The sequence below is a fragment of the Sphingobacterium sp. UBA5670 genome, assembly GCF_002420705.1.
Classification (GTDB): Bacteria; Bacteroidota; Bacteroidia; order Sphingobacteriales; family Sphingobacteriaceae; genus Sphingobacterium.
In genome coordinates this window covers 220,020-240,101 of record NZ_DIIM01000002.1, presented here as the reverse complement: position 1 = coordinate 240,101, position 20,082 = coordinate 220,020, and the positions used below count along the sequence as shown (strand labels likewise).

Genomic DNA, 20,082 nt, shown 5'->3' with positions numbered 1-20,082 from the left:
CATTCAATCTGCTTAAAGAGTTTTCCTCAAACACCTCACAATAAATACCGGACTTTTGAAAAACAAAAAGATCCTTCGAGCGTCCTATACCCTCACCTTAACGTTTGGAACAACCTAATTACAAAATCATTCCAAAATTCTTAAAACTATTATTTATGTTTGCAAACTTTTCCCTTAAAACAGAGTTCATAGTGGAAGAGTGCTCCCCGAGAGCTTAAAAGAATACATTTGAAATGGAGGAAAAACTTAGATTATTTGATCTTGCGCGTCAACAGATGGGCAAATACCCCAATCTTGACATATTTGCACACAAAATAGACGGCAAGTGGAATTACATCAAAACAGCAGATTTTCTTGAGCAAGTAGACAATCTCTCCAAAGGTTTAATTGAACTCGGTGTAAAACCAAGCGAAAAAGTTGGTCTCATTGCCGGCAGTAGCATGGAATGGCATCTGATTGATTTTGCAATCCAGCAAATTGGTGCAGTAGTGGTGGCCATCTACCCAAATATTACGGATACAGACTATCAATATATCTTTAATGATGCCGAAATAAGAGTGTGTATTGTCAGCAACAAGGGCCTGTATGACCGCTTGATGAATCTAACCGATTCAATCTATACATTGAAGTATATTTTTTGCATCGCAGATCAGGAAGGGACACGCAGCTGGAAAGAACTCAATGACATAGGCTCAAATTGCTCTTCGGAAAAACTAGCGCTTCTACGAGATCAGGTTAAACCGGAAGATCTCGCTACATTGATTTACACTTCCGGAACCACGGGCAAACCAAAGGGTGTTATGCTTTCGCATAATAATATATTTTCCAATGTATTGGGTGCTGCAGAAATTACTCCTTGTAAAGCGTATGACCGTGGACTGACCTTCCTCCCGCCCTGCCACGCCTATGAGCGTATGGTCTTATATACCTACATGTATCTTGGCTTTACGATTTATATTGCAGAATCTTTTGATAAGATTGGTGATAATCTAAGAGAGGTAAAACCCCATATCATGACCGTTGTCCCCCGTATTCTTGAGAAAGTCTACGAGAAAATCATGAAGACAGGTCACGATCTCACTGGCTTCAAAAGAAAGGTATTTGACTGGGCAGTTTCCATTGCGGAAGAATATGATCCCAATCCCAAGAAAAGGAGCTTTGCTTATAACGTCAAATTGAAACTGGCCAAACAGCTTGTACTCAATAAATGGTACGAAGCGCTAGGCGGAGAATTGCTCACCGTCGCTTCAGGATCAGCTTCCCTGCATAGTAAATTAACACGCGCTTTCCTGGCTGCTGGTATCCCCTTATATGAAGGATATGGTATGACCGAGGCCTCGCCATTAATTTCCGTCAATCACTACATCAAGGGAATACGTATTGGAACTGTTGGACTTCCCGTCCGTTTTGTCGAAATTAAACTAGCTGAAGATGGAGAAATACTGGTTAAAGGACCCAATGTCATGATGGGATATTATAAGAATAAGGCCGAAACGGATAAAACTATCATCGATGGTTGGCTGCATACGGGTGATATTGGCAAATGGGAAGACGAGAAATTCTTGAAAATCATTGACCGAAAAAAGGAAATGTTTAAAATTTCCGGTGGAAAGTATGTCATCCCTCAACCTATCGAAACGAAACTCGTTGAATCTAAATTTATTGAACAGGCAATGGTAATTGGTGACGGAATGAAATTTGCCTCCGCCTTTATTGTTCCAAACTATGCTCATTTGTTAGACTGGGCTAAAACAGACGCGCCAGAACTTGCAACCATGACGAAGGATGATTTTCTGACCGACCCTGCAATTGTTAAAAAAGTCAATCAGGAGGTACGTCGTGCAAACCAGCATTTTGGGAACTGGGAGCAGATTAAAAAACCAATTATTTTAACAGATGAATTTACTATTGAAAACGGGGAATTAACACCGACACTGAAAATGAAACGGAAAGTAATTCTCGAACACCATCAGGAGGAGTTCAACAACCTCTATCAAATGGAGATGGATTAATCTGTCAACAAAGTAAAATCTTACCACGGCAGCATAGTACTAATACGAATAAAACATGAAATTATTAAAGGATAGAATCCTTCATGATGGCAAAAGTCTTGAAGGCGGCATACTTAAAGTAGACAACTTCATCAATCATCAGATGGATCCTGTATTGATGAAATCTATTGCGGTTGAATTTGTGCGTCGCTTTGCAGACTTACCAATTAATAAAATTATCACGATTGAAGCAAGTGGCATCGCTCCGGCCATCATGCTTGGGTATCTCCTGGAACTTCCGGTTGTATTTGTTAAAAAGGCAAAACCCACCACCATGGCTGATATATATGTAAGCCAGGTACATTCTTTTACTAAAAATAGAACTTACGACATCTGTGTCAGTAAAGAATTTCTTGCGCCCGGAGACAATGTTCTTTTCATAGACGACTTTTTAGCGAATGGAAATGCCGCATTTGGCATGCTTGATCTGGTCAAGCAATCAGGGGCATCATTGCTCGGCATGGGATTTATCATCGAAAAATCTTTTCAGGAAGGGGGCAAAAGATTGAGAGAATTATCCGATTTAAGGGTCGTATCTTTAGCACGTATTAAGTCGCTTGAAGTCAATAAAGTTGGTTTCGAAGAAGATTAAAAGAAAAATAAAAGCCTCATCTTAATCAAGATTGAGGCTTTTTATTCAAACAACAAGATAAATTCTTTCTAATCCCAACGGTAGTCGTTGTAAAAATCTTCAGGATGTCTGCTAATTGCAACATCTTTTACAATCCGGATATTGGCCGCTCCCAAGTTGACATTCAACATAAATGAAGGTACATTTGCTGAAAAATTCCAACGACCATTGCGCATATACACATAACCTCCTCTGTAAGGGTCGTAGAATGTTTTGTAATCTCTAAAGTATACATGGTGTCTACTATCGTAACGATGTGCTCTTGCCCAAGCCGGTGCCCCATGACGGTATCCTTTTCGATAAGACTTGGCAACTTCTCTATGATATTTACGATCTTCTTTTTCGCGTTTTTCTAGATATTTCCGATATTCCTTATCCCTTTTCTCTTCATATTTTCTACGCTCTTTGTCCTGTTTCCATTCTCTTTCATGTCCACGATGTTGAGCTGAGGATTGCTGGGGAGCCATGAAGACTAAACCGCCAATTGCCAACGCGAAGTATATCATCTTTCTCATAACAGTATAATTTAAATTTAAAAATCAATTCCACTCTGCCTGTGTTTCATTCTTTTTTACAAGCGTTTCTATGGGTATGACTTAAATGTTTGAACAAAGGTTTAATCGATCAAGACGAATTTAATTTGTGCTGCAATATATGGAATCCATTACTTCAATTTAATGTATCTTTGCATCATGTCAAATACGGGATATATCACTGAAGATACCATTGTTGCATTAGCGACATCCTCCGGAACAAATGGAGCAATTGCAGTCATACGCGTTTCGGGCCAGCATGCCATAAAAATTACAAACGAAATATTTAAAGGAAAGAACCTGCTTCAACAAGCATCTCATACGATTCATTTTGGAACAATACGCGATGGTGAAGAAATTATCGATGAAGTACTTGTTTCTTTATTTGTAGCCCCGAACTCCTATACCAGAGAAAATTCGGTAGAAATATCAACGCATAACTCCAAATACATTATCGAAAGAGTTGTTAGCTTACTGATCAAAAAAGGAGCACGTGCCGCTCGTCCGGGAGAATTTACCTTACGTGCCTTCCTCAATGGAGGAATGGATCTATCCCAGGCGGAAGCGGTAGCCGATTTAATTGCATCCAATTCTGCAGCTTCTCATCAAGTGGCGATGCAACAGATGCGGGGCGGTTTTTCCAATCAGCTTAAATCCCTTCGTGAAGATCTCATTCACTTTGCTTCACTTATTGAGTTAGAGCTTGATTTTTCGGAAGAAGATGTGGAATTTGCAAACAGAGATCAACTTAAAAATCTAATTAATAAAATACAGGTCATTGTTCAAAAATTAGTTCAATCTTTTGAACAAGGCAACGTCCTGAAAAATGGTGTCCCCGTCGTTATTGCCGGAAAACCTAATGTTGGAAAATCAACGTTACTGAACGCTTTTTTAAATGAAGAACGGGCTATCGTTTCCGATATTGCAGGGACTACACGTGATACTATTGAAGATGAAATTAATATTCATGGTGTCACATTCCGATTTATTGACACGGCAGGTATACGGGAAACTGCAGATGTGATCGAAGCCAAAGGAGTTGAACGTACGCGCGAAAAGATGAAACAGGCGCGATTGATTATTTACCTTTTCGATCCAACGCAAGACAAAGTTGAAGAAGTACAGTCTCAGTTACCTGAGATTGAGAATCTCCATATTCCATTTGTTACCATTATTAATAAATCTGATCTACTTTCTGAGGAACAGAAAGCGGCTTATAATGCGCTAAATCCGCTTTATATTTCAGCAAAAGAACAGACCGGCGTCGAAGAATTGAAGGATGAATTAATCAATCGGGTACAATTAGGAAATCTCAATACGGATGATGTCATGGTGACCAATATTCGTCACGTAGAAGCGCTGCAAAAAACAGCAGATTCACTGGAACGTGTTATATATGGTATTGACAATCCGGTCACTTCAGACTTTCTAGCTATGGATATTCGTCAAGCCTTATATCATCTTGGTGAGATTACAGGAAGTGTTTCGACAGACGATTTATTGGATAATATCTTTTCGAAGTTCTGTATCGGAAAATAACTCCTAGAAAAATACCAATAAATCACTTTCTGCCCCAAAACTCAGAAGGTGGTTTATTGGTATTAACTACTCTCTAATTCCTACTACTTTTATTACCGAGAGCCCTTTATTCGCCGCTCCAAACAGCAATACAAGATATTGGAAAAAAATAGACTTATAGATAAGAAAGAAATGGATAGGATAAAAAAGCTAGCTTTCCCTTTACTTAAATTGCTTAGGTCTGTCTTTTTCTGCTGCCCTTGCGGCAATCTCATCAATGCGTTTTTTGCGGGTATCTGGTCTTTTGGCGAGAACAATCCATTGCAACATCATTTTTTTGACGGATTTAGTCAATCCAAGAAAATAATCTTTTGAACCAGCATAATGTTGAAATGCTTCATCCAAATCCTCGGGAATAATTAATTCTTCCACACTGTCCAAAATTGACCAAGAGCCATTTTCTTGTGCTATTTTTATAACCTCATGCCCCGCTGGAGTCATCAGATTCGCATCGATTAGTTTTTTAACTTTTTCTTTGTTAATTTTAGACCAGGTACTATTGGGTTTTCTTCGGCTAAATAACTGCATGAATGAATAGGCATCAATCGGCCTCCTCGTGCTATCAATCCAGCCAAAACACAAAGCTTCATCCACAAGTTCTGTCCAGTTGACCACCGGTAAATTTGATTTTTTAGTATTACAGATCACCCAAATTGATTGTGCTATGTGATGATTGTTCTCAAGCCAAAATCGCCACTCTTCCTTTGTATTCAGATAAATAGTGATTCTCTCCGCCGAATTCTGTTTGATCATTAATTTAGTTTTTTAGTCCTTACTGGTATGAATAAAATTTGTCTATTGTGAAAATACGTTTTTTTTGAATACTAGTCATCCATGTTCTGCAGAACAACAACGACCAGCTTGTCCTATTGACAAACTCAAATTATTCAGCAGCATTTTCATTCTTAAATTTTAAGAATATATCTTTTGGGAACTAATAGAAGTATTAAGAGTAGAACAATTTGTATACAGATTACTAAAAACAAAATAGTTTGAGTTCGAAAAGCAAGTTCAGAGACTCGTTTTGCGTTTCCGCGCCGTAAATCGATCTGATTTTTCAGCACATGCTTTTCACAGCTGTCAATATCAGCCCGCTGCTCTATTTTCCATTTTTCCTCATTTGCCAAATGATTATTTTTCGTAGGCGCCAAGTCGATAGCGTCGAATAGTGTAAAAAAAAACCAACAACAGCCAATAATGGTAATTAAAGTCAAGCTAATCAGGATTTTCTTTATCATACGTATTTATTTTTGCATTTCGTTTCAAATAATAAGTCCTTAAAAAAATTACGATCAACACAGAAGTTAATCCCGAAACCAGAAAAGACGAAAACTGGAAAATAGCTTCACCAAACGCTTTACTGTCGCCAAAACACTGTACTGAGTTTCCCCATATATCTGTGCCCATATCCCCCTCATAAATACATTTCCGACAAGCCCAATATTCGGGAAGTATAATTCCGAGATAAATTGGTAACAAAATACCATAACAAGTAAGAAGAATAATTGTTATTGCACGAATCAATTTCATATTATCTATTTACCTAAACCTTTTATTCGTTAAACACCACAATCGCCAATTTACAGTATTACAATATCTAAAAAATCAATAGTTTATATGTGTTGGCAATCATTTATAATTCGTTAGCGATCCATCAATTTACACAAACGTTTGTGTATTCAATTTACTTGAATCTATAATTTATTCTCAGTATACTCGTGATAACATTATAATCAATTACCCAGAACGGCAGCTCAAAAAATAGACTAAACAGACAGTAAAGCAACATTACCGGAATACGGACGAATATATTCTTATAGAAACATATTTTAAAACGCTAAAAAAATGAAACATACCGGTTTAAAAATCAAGCAGAAATGGAAGTTCTTCGCGATATTCATCACCTGCTATTTACCTCACTTACTGAGTATGGCGCAATCCAGCGCGCCGATTCTTCGTATCGGTATAATGGCTGACATGCAATACGCAGACAAAACAGACCATGGCAGTAGGTTCTACCACAATTCGTTAATGAAAGTAGATACTGCCGTAGAATTCTTCAATCGCAATAAGGTCGATTTTTCGTTGATTCTTGGCGATCTTGTCGATGAAGGGCCAAAAGATCTACCCCTGTTATTCGAACATCTCTCCCCATTAAAAAAGCCGAGGTATTGTCTACTTGGAAACCACGACTACGTCAACGTATCCAACCCTGACCTTCTGCATAATATTTTTGGCATGCCATATAAATACTACGCATTTACCAAGGGAAAATGGCGGTTTGTGTTCTTAAACACGAATGCCCTCAGTGAATATGCCACAACAGCCAATTCAGCAGAACGGAGCAAGTGGAAATTATTGGTCGATAGTCTAAAAGCAAGTGGAAGAAAAAATACACAACCCTGGAATGGCGGAGTTGATAATAAACAGCTCTTATGGCTACAAAACGAACTTGCCCAAGCACGCAAAAACAAGGAGCATGTAATCGTATTAACACATCATCCATTATTGCCAGAAAATGGCTATGAAACACTCAATAATAGGCAAGTTCTTGCTATACTCCATAAATTTCCTGAAGTTAAACTAATACTTTCCGGACATAACCATAAAGGCAATTTTGTACAGGAAAACAATATTCCTTTTGTAACCTTGGAAGGTATGATTGAAACTCCTGCCAGCAATGCCTATGGCTTATTGGAACTTTATCCAAAAGAAATCAAAATCAAAGGCCACGGCAGGCTCAGTTCAAGAGTAATTAAGTTTTAAACAAAATTCAATCCAGAGATTATTCAAACTACAGTTAATGTCCTAAAGATAAAACACCCTCAACCGCGAAAGCTTTTGAGGGTGTTTTTATTGAATCAACTGATATGAACAGGCTATTCCATGGTTGGATTAAATGTTCCGCCCCAATCCTTATTCTGTTTGATAGCTGGATTTTTATCAATGACAGATTGTGCTACGGGGAAGAAATAATAGGTATCTGGCACCAGATTCACTTTATTGCCTGTGCTAGGGACCTGTAAGACACTGTATTTGAACTGATTTTCTTTCAGCGAATAGGTCTTGGCCAGTACATTTGCATCATCCAGATTCATCTCCGTTCCATTTGCGTTTATTGCTATAGCTTCAACACCATGTTTCGTCGTGTTGTTCAGTATATTTAGCTTACGTAACCTTCTTAAATCCCAAAAACGATGCCCCTCAAAACAGAATTCAATATTACGCTCTGCTAAAATAGCCTCCCGCATCTGCTCCTTCGTAGTCGCTGTTATTCCATATTTATTGTCTCCGCCGGGTTCGATTCCTGCTCTTTTTCTGATTTGCGTGACCAGATCTAATGCTGTTGCGAAATTTCCTGTTTCATTTGCTGTTTCAGCATAATTTAAAATTACTTCTGCATAGCGCATTAAAACAAAGTCCACATCATATTGCGTTTCCACTTCGGTTTGCTTCAATGATAATTTGGAATTTTTTAAGATAAAAAATCCACTATACCGATCCAAATTGGAAGAGGGTGTTTTTGCTTTGGGGTTTATACCAAAATCGTCCAGCGCTGGAGCTATACCCACCGAAGTGTATTGCCGTTTGCCTGTCTTCCCTGAAACTTCATAAACCTTGGCATTCCACACAATAGATTTTTCAAAACGCGGATCCCGGTTTTCCCAATAGGATTGTAAAAACTGATCCTCGGTCTTATGATATTTACCTGTTTGATCTGAATATAATTTTCCGTCTTTCATTGGAAATTCTTTTACAAATTCCCAGGATGGAACGGACCCCGCCGGCCCCCTACTTTCAGAACCTGGCCGTACCCCATTATCCCAACTGGCAACTTTATTCGGATAAGTATTAATCACAGCAAAAACGACCTCCGGTCCTTTTTCAACCAGTGCTATATTAGAATAATCAGGAGTCAGACTATAGCCAGCCGCTTTAAGCTGTTCATAAGCCAGCTTATTCGCAACATTTGCCTCCTGCCAATAAGCATTCCCATAAGGATTAGAAGGATTAAACTGCGGTGAAGCTTTATATAACAATACCTTCGCTTTAAAAGCTGCGGCAAAATCACCGTCAACCTTTCCATAATCTGCTGTACCCTTAGCAATAGTTTTTGGGAGTAAAGAAATAGCCTGATCCAGATCTTTAATCATCAGCTCAAAACACTCTTTTGTGGAATTGCGAGGTACATTAAGATCATCATTTTTTAAGTCTTGAGGTACCGTAATATAAGGAACACCACCATGGGTCCTGACCATATTAAAATACATATAAGCTCGGAGAAACAAAGATTGGCCAATCACCGCATTTTTAAAGTCTGCTTTTAATACCGTACTTTCACCCACCTTTTGTATAGCTGTATTAATTTTTCGGATGGTCGTATAATCCCAAGATTTGTAAGAGCCATTGTTGACAGTGACCGCATCCAATGGGAAAGCAATGCCAATTAATTGTTCAGAATTTCCATCAGCACTTGAATTCCAGTTGCCAAATAGTGGATATAAATTGGCAAGATAGCCGTTGACTAAATTTGGATCAGCCCATACCTTAGCTTCATCCAGCGAATTGAGATCCTCAATGTCCAATACGTTTTTACAGGAGGACATACACAGAGCCAAGGCGATTAAAGGATAATATATTTTTTTCATCTTTTTCTCATTTAAAATTTAACATCAAGTCCAAACGTGAAGGTTTTCATGACTGGATAAGAATCATACAGTTTTTGCTCAGGATCATGGAACTCTTTCATCGGCGAGAAAACAAACAAATTGGTTCCATTAAAAAACAAATTGACGTCTTTTACGCGTATCTTCTCGGTCATGCTTTTCGGCAATCTGTAAGATACATTAATATCGCGGAGTCTCAGATAAGCTCCATTTCTTATCCAGAATGACGATGGTGCCGCACCAGACTCGGCCCAACCGGAATAGCCTGTGGGACGGGGATATTTGGCATCGGTATTATCGGGTGTCCAGACGTCCGAAGCCCAAATCGGATAATATGGCCGGAAGGTATCGCCATGCTGACGCATGCCGCCGCCTTCCTGGTTGCTTATCATGCGATCATAGGCCAGAACTCCCTGAAATAAGGCGGAAACATAAAAACCCCTCCAGCTTGCATTGAATCCAAAGCCATAATTGATCCGCGGAGAATTATTATCCGATAATAGCTGCATATCGTTATCGTCAATTTTTCCATCCGGACCGCCAGAGTAGTTCGCACCCTGAATATCTTTATATAAGATCATCCCGGGAAAAGGATCTCTTCCGTAAGTTTTAAATCCCTTTGCCTTCAACTCATCGGCTTCAGCCTGCGTCCTCACCAGACCCAGCGCTTCTAAGCCTATAATTCTATTTTCTGGACGTCCAATCCTTGAGCGAAAGTTCTGCGGTTGGCCTGCAGCATACGCTGGTTCTTCGTCAATAATATCCCAGCGATCTTTTGCATAGCCTAGATTTCCATTGAGCCCATAAGTCACCTCGCCAATCCTGTCATTCCAGTTCAAAGAAATCTCCCCGCCTTTATAACTTCTTGCAGCATAGTTTTCAGGTGCAAGTGCACGACCATAATTATCCGGAACTTTCAACGATCTTGGCCCTAGAATATTTGTTTCCTTACGTGAAAATAGATCAAGGCTACCCGTCAGTTTGTTATTGACAAATCCAAAATCCAAACCTAGATTGACACTTTTGGAAGTCGTCCAAGTGAGGTTCTGGGTCGGTGTTGCACCATAGGCAATACCATTGTAATAACGATCTCCGAACATATAACCACCAGAGCTGTAATATTTTTCCAGATAGCCAAACTGACCAATTCGATTGGCATTCACATCCAAATCATTACCCGTTGTACCATAAGAGGCCCTGAATTTCAAGTCCGATATCGTATTTTTTATATCCGTAAAGAAGTTCTCGTCCGATACACGCCAGGCTGCCGAGACAGAAGGGAAAAAGCCCCAACGCTTATCTTTAGGAAACAAAGGTGATCCATCGTAGCGGAAAGAAAATTCAGCAATGTACTTATCGGCATAATTGTAATTGGCACGGCCAATGATACCACGCCGTGAATCGATTGTTTCATTGGCCGTTGTTGACCTAAAATTTCGATCGGTAGGATAAATAAACATCTGATCTAGGGCTGTGATTGGATTTTCGGCCCTTGAAGTGACATAAGTCCCTCCTTTCTTGGACTGCTCATAAACCAATGTTCCGTCCACAGCATGTTTACCAAACTTACGATTGTAATTTAAAAACCAGTTTACCTGATATTGCCACAAGCGCTGTGGGTTATAGTCCATAAAAGGCTGGCTCTGACTAAAAGTAAAAATATTGATATTGGCTTCCGAAGGTGGTGCCGGTATAAAACGGTTGTCATTCGGATTCAGGGAGGTAAAAGTGTAGTTCTTCTGAAAACTCATATAGCGCTTGCGCATATAATCTTCAGCAATATAACTACCCACAACTTTTGTCGATAAACCTTGTACCAATTTATCCAGCTTCAAGTTTAAGCTCATAATTGGATTTACCTGTCGCACTTTACGGTCAATATAACGATCCCCGATGACCTGATCAATGACATTCCACGCTTGCCAGCTTCCCATCGGTGTCTGTACAGGATAAGCCGTTGGTGTATTGCTAGGTGTTCCATCTGCGTTCAAGTAAAAAGGATACATTTTTGGCCAGTTGAATGTAACGCGGTAAAAATCGGATACATCAAAATCATCATCATTGGACGATGTACTAAATGGCCAAAAAAAGCGCTTCGAGTTTGTCTGATTAGCTGAAATATTAAAATCCATGCTAAAATCCTCTGTAATCTGGGCAGAGATATTGCTTCGCAGATTAAACTTCTCATGGTCCAAAGATTTATAAGACCCATTTTCTTTACGGTAGCTCAACAAGCTATAATACGTAATTTTGTCACCGCCACCATTGACCGATATGGATTGTCGATGCGTAAATGGATTGCGCCAGATAACATCATTGGCATTATAATTTTTGTCCTTAAAATAATCAAACTCCTTTTGACCATTTGGTATAGAAAGACCACGAAATTCCGCGACCCTGTTTTGGTAGGTCAATTCATCTTGCGCAGTCGTTAAATTAGCAAGCAGCTCTTGTGTGGGCGTATTGAAGGTATAATTACTTTGCACATTAAAAACCGGTGCTTGTGCTGTACCTTTTTTAGTCGTTACGACAACAACCCCATTACCTGCCCTCGTACCGTATACTGCCGCAGTCGCCGCATCTTTTAAGAAAGTCATTTGGTCAACTTCGTTTGCTTCGAGCACGTCAAACGCAGCTTTATCACGGACTATCCCATCAATTACATACAACGGTTCAGCAAAACTCCCCCGAATACGCAAGCTCGACGATGCTCCCGCCATCCCCGAAGTATTCGTTACATTGACTCCTGCGGCCCTACCGGCAAGTGAATTGGAAAGATTTGAACTGGGGATATTCTTTAACTGCTCTGCATTTACGGTAGCGACCGAGCCGGTAATATTCCCTTTTCGCTGCTTGCCATAGCCAATGATTACGACTTCTTCGAGTGCTTGGTCACTCGATACCATGACCACATTGACGCTGCTTGAGGAAACGACTACCTCTTGCGTTGCAAATCCCTGATAATTAACAATTAAAACGTCACCACGCTTAGCCCGAATGGAAAAAACTCCTTGTTGATTGGAAGATGCTTGAACGGATGTTCCTTTGACCGTGATAGTGGCGCCGGCTAATGCCTGCCCTTTCTCATCTTTAACGCCTCCTGTGATCTGATCTTGAGCTGCAATAGCATTATTAGTCGGCTCCAGATTCAGCCCGTAAGAATCAGGCTGATTAAACAGCAGGCAGAGTCCCAAAAGGCTAATGGGTCTCGCCTTTCCATGAAGAAAAAAATTTCTCATCATAATTACAAATTGGTTTAAAATAATAAAGAACCTGTAGGTCCAACTTTGGTTTATTTATTTTCACTGATTTCTTTTTATAAAAAACAGTAAAAGTGGATTAGATTGTCTATTAAATTTAGAAAACAAAATCGTATTAACGAAATTAACATGATTTTTTAATCTAAAATTCACAGAAACGTTACACGCTTAGAACATGCAATGAAAATTATAGAAACAGCGATTTTATTCTTTAGGTGGAGTACCTAAAAAGTAGGTTTTACAGGGATTTAAAATGGATTTAAATCCCTGTAATCGTCATATTTTATAAACCTTTATGTTTTCGGAAGAGTCAATATCCCATCTCTGAAGAAGTCCTAAATAGGGCGTTAAAATTGTAAACTGGCATTTAGACAAAACTGTCTTCCGTTATACGTGGGTAGTACAACATAGCTCTTTTTCGAATTTTGTAGTCGACTGTCGACAAGAGGTAACAGCCAATAAGCAATTTTAGTGCTCAAGATACCGACCCCTGCTCCCATCGCAATATCCGAGAACCAATGTTTATCGTTATGCATCCGTAAATAACCGGTACCTGCGGCAACAGCATAGCCCGCTATTCCGTACCAAATTGACTCTTGCCTGTATTCCTGCCAAAGCAATTCTGCACCAACAAAGGCGGTTGCCGCATGTCCGGAAGGGAAAGAGTTGTTTGCAGAACTATCTGGACGCCAAACAGGAATGGTGGATTTCATAATTTTTACAGTTGATGTCATAATAATATTAGAAACCGCTGTCGTAAACAGGCGTTGTTTAAGGTTATGTTTGGCGGGCACCCCAACAGCATCCAAAACAAAAACTCCTGCAGTTCCGGCAAAACGGGTGAAATCGTCCAATTTAGTTCTTCGGCTATTCCCTCTCGAAACTTCGGCTCTAATGTCTTCATCTATCCCTTTCAAAAAGGGATTTCCTTTGGCAACGATACCATACGTGATCAATCCCACTGGAACAGCCAATTCTTTGTAAGGAATTTTCTTAAAAAAATGAGATCCACCGCTCGAATCCGATGGTTGTTCCGACAGAATTTGGGCAAATGAGGCAACTGGTAATACAAAAAGTAAAACCAGGATGCAATAAAAAACAATGTATCTTTTGTAATCGAGCATTTTATCCGCTATTATATTGCTGCAAAGATAATACTATAACAAAAAAGTCCGCTGTTTCATGTATTATATAAACAGCGGACTTCTGTTTAAAATTTATTCCTAATCAAAATCCTATCGTAACGCCGTTGGCAATGACCGCATCTTTTTTCACAACTACGATACCATCACATATCATGTGGGTCTCAAAGTCGCCATCATTCAGACCTGGCCCACCAATGATGCGAACATCGTCTCCGATACGACAGTTCTTATCCAGGATTGCATTCTCAATATAACAACGTTTTCCAACACCTACCGGTGGTGGCTTCTGTGTATTTCCCAGTTCAAGTACCTCTTCCAATTGCTCATAGTAATCTGTCCCCATCATGTAGGTCGATTTAATAACCGTTCCTTCTCCAATGCGGGAACGGATCCCAATTACAGATCGTTCCAGTTTATCTCCATTTAAGATACAACCATCGGCAATCACTGTATTATTTAAGGTCGTTCCCGAAATTTTGGAAGGCGGAAGCATTCGCGCCCGTGTATACACTGTCTCATTAAACAAATTGAAATCCGGAATATCATCGGTTAATCCAATATTCGCATCAAAAAAAGATTTAATAGTTCCAATATCGGTCCAATAGCCATCAAATTGATAACTCAACACCCGAAGGGCTTCAATAGCATCGGGTATAATTTCCTTACCAAAATCCATTCCTGGATTTGCAATTAGAAGGTTACGCAATATGTTTTTTGAAAAAACATAAATCCCCATGGATGCCAAATAATGCCTTCCCTGTTTGTTGAGACCTTCTGAGACTTCAGAAGTCCAATTTAACACTTCTTCTTTATCGGGTTTTTCGACAAAGGCTGTAATTTCGTTGGCTTCATTGGCTTTTAAAATACCAAATCCAGTAGCATCTTTGCCATTCACGGGTATGGTTGCAATGGTAACATCCCCACCATTGTCTACATGGAAATCAATAAGCTTTGAATAATCCATCTGATAAAGCTGATCGCCAGATAACACCAAAATGTAATCATAATCTACATTAAGCAGATGTTTCTGTGTACGTCGGACAGCATCGGCTGTTCCTTCAAACCAACGATCGCCTTCATTTGTCTGTTCCGCAGCCAGAATGTCAACAAAGCCCTTGCTAAAAATGCTAAAATTGTAAGAATTTTTAATGTGTGTGTTTAAAGAGGCTGAATTGAACTGCGTTAATACGAAGATCTTGTTATAGCCAGAATTCAAACAGTTCGAAATCGGTATATCTACCAACCGATATTTTCCAGCTATAGGAACTGCTGGTTTCGAACGTTGTTGTGTCAATGGGAAAAGGCGCGACCCTCGACCTCCTCCCAATACAAGGGAAACTACTTTGTGTATCATACCTCAATCCATTAATTGGTTATAAAATATTATCTTCAAGAATAAGGACCTGATCAGGTTTACGCTTGGGATCCTTTAAATTCAGGCTTAAGAATCCTTATTAAATTAGCAATTTTCCTGATAAGAAGCAAATACCTATTTTGATTAATGATTCGTCTTACAATAAAAGTAATTCCCGAAAAACGAACAGCAACAGTCTTAACTTTAACCGATTAAAAGACGATGATTACAAGCCAGTATCTCCAATAGATTTAATATCCAAATAAGCCACTAAATAGAAAAAGGCAGTAGATATAGCCAACAAGTAGTAGATTAACACCTATTTGCGGATATTTCTTTTGCGTATATAACCATATGATTTCTATAAAGGCATAAATCGACAGCGGTACCGCAAGACTGACTGTCATAAAATAGAGTAAATATCCGGCACCTAAACCATCATTTTGTTGCTTAAGGATCACATATGGGGCAATAAGTAGCAGGAAGGCGATACACACCACAGAAAACCGGATAAAAAAATGTCGTTTTAATTTTCTATCCCCTTTAAGAGGTCTATACACAAATAGAGTTGAGCCCGTTAAATATATGGATAACAACAAATAACCGATATATTGATGCGCTTCCTCCAAACCGTTCCAATCTTGATTAGCGTAGGCAAGACCAACAATTAGAAATAAAACAATAAATAAGACTACTTTAATATAATTCATTTAAAACATCAGGGTATTGTCCCTGCTAAACTATTTGAACGCTATAAATTTTAATATCGTATGGCATCCAACCTAATTTCAATAACTACCTGACCTACAACACCTTTCACCACTAAAATCTGACAGCAAAGTTCATATCTTCAACAGCACGCTATTAAACCATGGATTTAGGAAATCTGCTTAGATTTGGATACCAGCCGCAAAAATAACTATTTAATCAAATAATTATGATCAACTACAAATAATAAAAGCATTCATTAAATTTCTTATATCGTCTAAAATTTTACTAAATCACGGTTATCCTTAATATCAAAATTGAACTTGTTTTGACGTAATATTTAAGTAAATTGCCAACTGACATCGAATAAAAAGATTGATATGAATTCTTCACTGGATGGAAACTATTGGGATAATCGTTATAAAAACAAAGAAACGGGTTGGGATATTGGCTATCCAGCTCCTGCTATCGTGAGCTACGCTGAAGAATCCATTGTCAAAAATGCGTCTATTTTAATTCCCGGCTGTGGAAACGCCCATGAGGCGAAGGCTCTTCTCGGTAAAGGATTCAGTCAAATTACGTTACTTGATATTGCCCCGAGCTTGGTTGAAAAAGTCAGCAAAGAATTTGCTGGTAACCCGCATATCCAAATTGTATGTCAAGATTTCTTTCAGCACCAGGGCCAATATGACTACATTATTGAACAGACCTTTTTTTGCGCCCTAAATCCGGCATTACGCAATCACTATGTACAGCAAATGCACACCCTGCTTAAGCCTAATGGTATCCTTACAGGATTATTATTTAAACGGGAGTTCGCTCAACAGGGGCCTCCTTTCGGTGGAAATCAAGCGGAATATCAGCAGCTATTCGAATCTCAGTTTGACATTTTACAGTTGACAGATTCTACCAATAGCATTCCACAGAGACAAGGGAACGAACTATTTTTTGAACTACGGAAAAAATAGCAGCCTATGCCCGAGGCATGACCTGATAGGTTGGATCTTCCATGATATTGACCACCACAATACCCGCGGCATTTTTCAACAAGGAGCGACAGTCCTCACTGAGATGCCAAAGTTCTATTTTCTTCCCTTGTGCAGCATAGCGCTCGGTAATTTTGTTAAGCGCATCCACAGCAGACATATCTGCGACCCGGCTTTCCTTAAAATCTAAAATAACCCGTTCGGGGTCTTCTAAAACATCAAATTTATCCAAAAAATTAGCTGTGGAGCCGAAGAAAAGCGGGCCGTAGATTTCATAATGCTTAACACCGTCGGAATCCATATATTTTCTTGCCCGAATACGCTTTGCATTATCCCATGCAAATACAAGTGCAGCTATTACCACACCAATAAGCACCGCAAGCGCCAAATTATGGAGAATAACCGTAATTCCTGCGACAAGCATCCCAACAAAAATATCCGATTTCGGAAATTTATTGACAATACGTAAGCTCACCCATTGAAAAGTTCCGATCGCCACCATCATCATCACACCTACCAGCGCAGCCATTGGAATCTGCTCTATAAAGGGTGCTCCAACCAAAATAATCAAAAGGATTGTTATTGCACCAATAAACGAGGAGAGTCTTGTCCGCGCACCAGCGTTTAAATTAACGAGTGTTTGGGCCACCATGGCACATCCACCCATTCCACCAAAGAAGCCATTGATTGTATTTGCTACACCTTGTGCCATGGATTCACGGTTCGCATTTCCTTTAGTCGCCGTAATTTCATCGACCATATTAAGTGTCAAAAGCGACTCCACAAGTCCCACTCCTGCCATCACCAAGGAATACGGAAAAATCAGCTGCAATGTTTCCCAATTCCAAGGAACCATAGGCACATGTAAACGCGGTAAAGTTCCACTGACAGACGCAATATCTACGACTTTCTTCGTTGGAATACCCAATAGCGATACTAAACCAAACACGATCAAAATGGCTACCAAAGAGGCGGGGACGGCCTTTGTGATACGTGGAAATCCGATCACAATCAGCATCGTCAACAAAGTCAGTCCACCCATGATGTACAAAGTCGTTCCCGACATCCATTCCATTCCCTGTCCGGTATTCACCTTAAATTGAACGACCTGAGCCATAAATATGATGATGGCCAATCCATTTAAAAAGCCATACATTACAGGCTGAGGAATTAAGCGCACAAATTTACCCCATTTAAAAAGTCCAACCAAAAATTGTAAGAGGCCTGCCAATACAACTGCAGCAAAAAGATAATCGATTCCATGGCTTGCTGCAAGTGCCATCAAAACTACCACTGTGGCTCCTGCACCGCCGGAGACCATTCCAGGCCTACCGCCCAGAACGGAAGTAACCAAACCCATTAAAAATGCAGCATAAAGCCCTGTCAATGGTGGCAGCCCAGCCAAGATCGCAAACGAAAGCGATTCTGGAATCATGGTCATCGCAACCGTTAATCCCGCAAACAATTCGTTTTTAAGATTAACCGATTTTATATTGAATATGTCAAAAGTGTTGTTCATTTCGAAATTACTTGAACGCGATAAAGTGCAGCAAAGGTACTAATCACACAAACACTTTTAGCCTATATTTGTTATTCTTTACAAATTTTATCGCAAAACAGTATGTTCATTTCGATCAAAAAACGCATTATCCCACATCATCATAGCCTCTTTTTATTTGCCTGTTTGTTTCTTGTACAGCTAGGGTATGTTGGGAACGGTAGGGCCGCAGTCCTTCTAGATAGCGATTCGCTAAAGACTTCAGATAGCCTATTTCGATCGAAACCTGCCGAAAAATATATGCTGCCCCACTACGGACAAGCCCAAGCATCGAACAAGCACCATATCAATGTCAAACAGACAGACAGCCTATTCGACTACCAAAAAAAGAACTTCTTAAGAGCGGGAATTGAATGGTTTTCCATCCAGGCCATTCCAGCCTCAGTCAATTACTTCATCCGAAAAGACCCTGTTTCCCATATTTCTTTTAAAAACTTTTTTAGCCATTTAAAGTTATCAGCCTGGACCTGGGACGACAATCTTTTTGCCACAAACCAAATGGCGCATCCTTATCACGGTCAGTTTTATTTCAATTCGTTCCGATCCAACAACTATAGTTTTCTGCAATCAACAGCGGCAACCGTTGCAGGTAGCTATATCTGGGAAACTGCAGGTGAAACAGAACCGCCTTCCATCAATGATATCATCAACACAAGCTTTGGCGGTACAATTTTAGGTGAAATGACCCATAGGCTATCGCATCATGTTCTCTCCCGTCCGAGTGTGAGCAAAGGGCAGCGCAATAAAAAAGAGCTATTGGCCATGCTGATCAATCCGATAAATGGACTCAACCGGCTTCTCGATGGACGATGGGGGGATAAGGTCAAAGGTGCCGTTATCGATAGTTCATTGGTGCACACCGAAGTTGAATTAGGGTTAAGACGCTTTGACGCCAAGGAACACGACATCTTAAATAAAGGAAAAAATGACATATATGCACGAATCAAATTGATTTATACCAACGATGATTTGGACAAAAAGAAACCATTTGATGACTTCTTCCTCAACCTCGAACTTGGATCAGACGACAGTTCCATCGTCAATGCGGTCAATGTCTATGCTTCGCTATATGGCAACCGTATTCTATCTAATTTAACAGGACGCCACCGTGGCATCGTGTCTGCTCATTTCGACTTCTTACGCAATGAAGCTTTTTACTATGGATCGCAGAGTATCAACTATAATGTCTTTTCCAATTTCAATATCGGAAGCCGTACCAAGCTGACAACGATTTTTGGTGGTGGCCCGGTGGTATTGGCCGCTGTACCCGATCCCTATCTCCATTTTGGTGAAAGCCGTACATATGACTATGGCCCCGGAGCGGATGTTCGGGCTTCAGCCACTTTGAGCACATTAAACCGCTTTAAATTTGGTGTAGACTATCGTGGAGGGTATTTTGTAACAATCAGTGGCAACAAGTCCCACCATTTTCTACATACGGCATCCACGAGCGCTTCCATGCGTATCTGGAAAAACTTTGGTGTCAACCTTTACTCCGGCTACTTCAGGTTGGAAGGTCATTACCGAGACCATAACAATGTAAATAAAGATTATCCGTTTGTCCGGATAGCACTCGCTTATAATTCTGAATACTAACTAACAAAAAAGGCT

The 20,082-nt window shown here is 39.8% G+C and carries 14 protein-coding genes; 6 read left to right on the top strand and 8 right to left on the bottom strand.

Features of this window, described 5'->3' with window-relative positions:
* Positions 1-233: 233 nt before the first annotated feature.
* Both B3C94_RS01990 and xpt read left to right on the top strand, forming a co-directional pair.
* Positions 234-2,012: an AMP-dependent synthetase/ligase gene (locus B3C94_RS01990; protein ID WP_293898159.1), complete on the top strand. Its 1,779-nt coding sequence runs from the start codon at positions 234-236 to the stop codon at positions 2,010-2,012.
* A gap of 55 nt (positions 2,013-2,067) precedes the next feature.
* Positions 2,068-2,643, top strand: a complete 576-nt coding sequence (gene xpt, locus B3C94_RS01985) for a xanthine phosphoribosyltransferase (protein ID WP_293898155.1) — start codon at positions 2,068-2,070, stop codon at positions 2,641-2,643.
* A 68-nt stretch (positions 2,644-2,711) separates the two neighbouring features.
* Here xpt and B3C94_RS01980 read toward each other — a convergent pair whose 3' ends face one another.
* Complete coding sequence (locus tag B3C94_RS01980; RefSeq protein ID WP_293898152.1) at positions 2,712-3,197, bottom strand: hypothetical protein; 486 nt, start codon at positions 3,195-3,197, stop codon at positions 2,712-2,714.
* 177 nt (positions 3,198-3,374) lie between these two features.
* Between B3C94_RS01980 and mnmE the strand changes: the two genes are divergently transcribed.
* Positions 3,375-4,754 carry a tRNA uridine-5-carboxymethylaminomethyl(34) synthesis GTPase MnmE gene (mnmE, locus tag B3C94_RS01975; RefSeq protein WP_293898149.1) on the top strand — a complete coding sequence of 460 codons (1,380 nt, stop codon included), beginning with the start codon at positions 3,375-3,377 and terminating at the stop codon, positions 4,752-4,754.
* Positions 4,755-4,955: 201 nt separating this feature from the next.
* Here mnmE and B3C94_RS01970 read toward each other — a convergent pair whose 3' ends face one another.
* Positions 4,956-5,546, bottom strand: coding sequence for a YdeI/OmpD-associated family protein (locus B3C94_RS01970; RefSeq protein ID WP_293898146.1), 591 nt, complete (start codon positions 5,544-5,546; stop codon positions 4,956-4,958).
* 1,092 nt (positions 5,547-6,638) lie between these two features.
* On the opposite strand from B3C94_RS01970, the gene B3C94_RS01965 reads away from it, so the two are divergent.
* Positions 6,639-7,559, top strand: coding sequence for a metallophosphoesterase (locus B3C94_RS01965; RefSeq protein WP_293898143.1), 921 nt, complete (start codon positions 6,639-6,641; stop codon positions 7,557-7,559).
* A gap of 113 nt (positions 7,560-7,672) precedes the next feature.
* On the opposite strand, the gene B3C94_RS01960 is transcribed toward B3C94_RS01965, so the two are convergent.
* The 5 genes from B3C94_RS01960 to B3C94_RS01940 all read right to left on the bottom strand — a co-directional run bounded on the left by B3C94_RS01960 (position 7,673) and on the right by B3C94_RS01940 (position 15,929).
* Positions 7,673-9,442 (bottom strand): RagB/SusD family nutrient uptake outer membrane protein, encoded by a 1,770-nt coding sequence (locus tag B3C94_RS01960; protein WP_293898140.1) that lies wholly within the window; start codon positions 9,440-9,442, stop codon positions 7,673-7,675.
* An 11-nt stretch (positions 9,443-9,453) separates the two neighbouring features.
* Positions 9,454-12,702 carry a SusC/RagA family TonB-linked outer membrane protein gene (locus B3C94_RS01955; RefSeq protein ID WP_293898138.1) on the bottom strand — a complete coding sequence of 1,083 codons (3,249 nt, stop codon included), beginning with the start codon at positions 12,700-12,702 and terminating at the stop codon, positions 9,454-9,456.
* Positions 12,703-13,067: 365 nt separating this feature from the next.
* On the bottom strand, positions 13,068-13,844 hold the full coding sequence (locus tag B3C94_RS01950; RefSeq protein ID WP_293898135.1) for a phosphatase PAP2 family protein: 777 nt from the start codon (positions 13,842-13,844) through the stop codon (positions 13,068-13,070).
* A 103-nt stretch (positions 13,845-13,947) separates the two neighbouring features.
* Entirely contained in the window at positions 13,948-15,219 is a 1,272-nt protein-coding gene (locus B3C94_RS01945; protein WP_293898132.1) for a glucose-1-phosphate adenylyltransferase, read from the bottom strand.
* A gap of 251 nt (positions 15,220-15,470) precedes the next feature.
* Positions 15,471-15,929 (bottom strand): hypothetical protein, encoded by a 459-nt coding sequence (locus B3C94_RS01940; RefSeq protein ID WP_293898129.1) that lies wholly within the window; start codon positions 15,927-15,929, stop codon positions 15,471-15,473.
* A 378-nt stretch (positions 15,930-16,307) separates the two neighbouring features.
* Here B3C94_RS01940 and B3C94_RS01935 point away from each other — a divergent pair, with 378 nt between their 5' ends.
* Positions 16,308-16,895, top strand: a complete 588-nt coding sequence (locus B3C94_RS01935; protein ID WP_293898126.1) for a methyltransferase — start codon at positions 16,308-16,310, stop codon at positions 16,893-16,895.
* Between the two features lie 4 nt (positions 16,896-16,899).
* Here the strand turns inward: B3C94_RS01935 and B3C94_RS01930 are convergent, their stop codons facing one another.
* Positions 16,900-18,432 carry a SulP family inorganic anion transporter gene (locus tag B3C94_RS01930; RefSeq protein ID WP_293898123.1) on the bottom strand — a complete coding sequence of 511 codons (1,533 nt, stop codon included), beginning with the start codon at positions 18,430-18,432 and terminating at the stop codon, positions 16,900-16,902.
* 102 nt (positions 18,433-18,534) lie between these two features.
* On the opposite strand from B3C94_RS01930, the gene B3C94_RS01925 reads away from it, so the two are divergent.
* The gene (locus tag B3C94_RS01925) at positions 18,535-20,067 is read left to right on the top strand and encodes a DUF3943 domain-containing protein (RefSeq protein ID WP_293898120.1); all 1,533 of its coding nucleotides are present in this window, start codon (positions 18,535-18,537) and stop codon (positions 20,065-20,067) included.
* Positions 20,068-20,082: the final 15 nt, after the last annotated feature.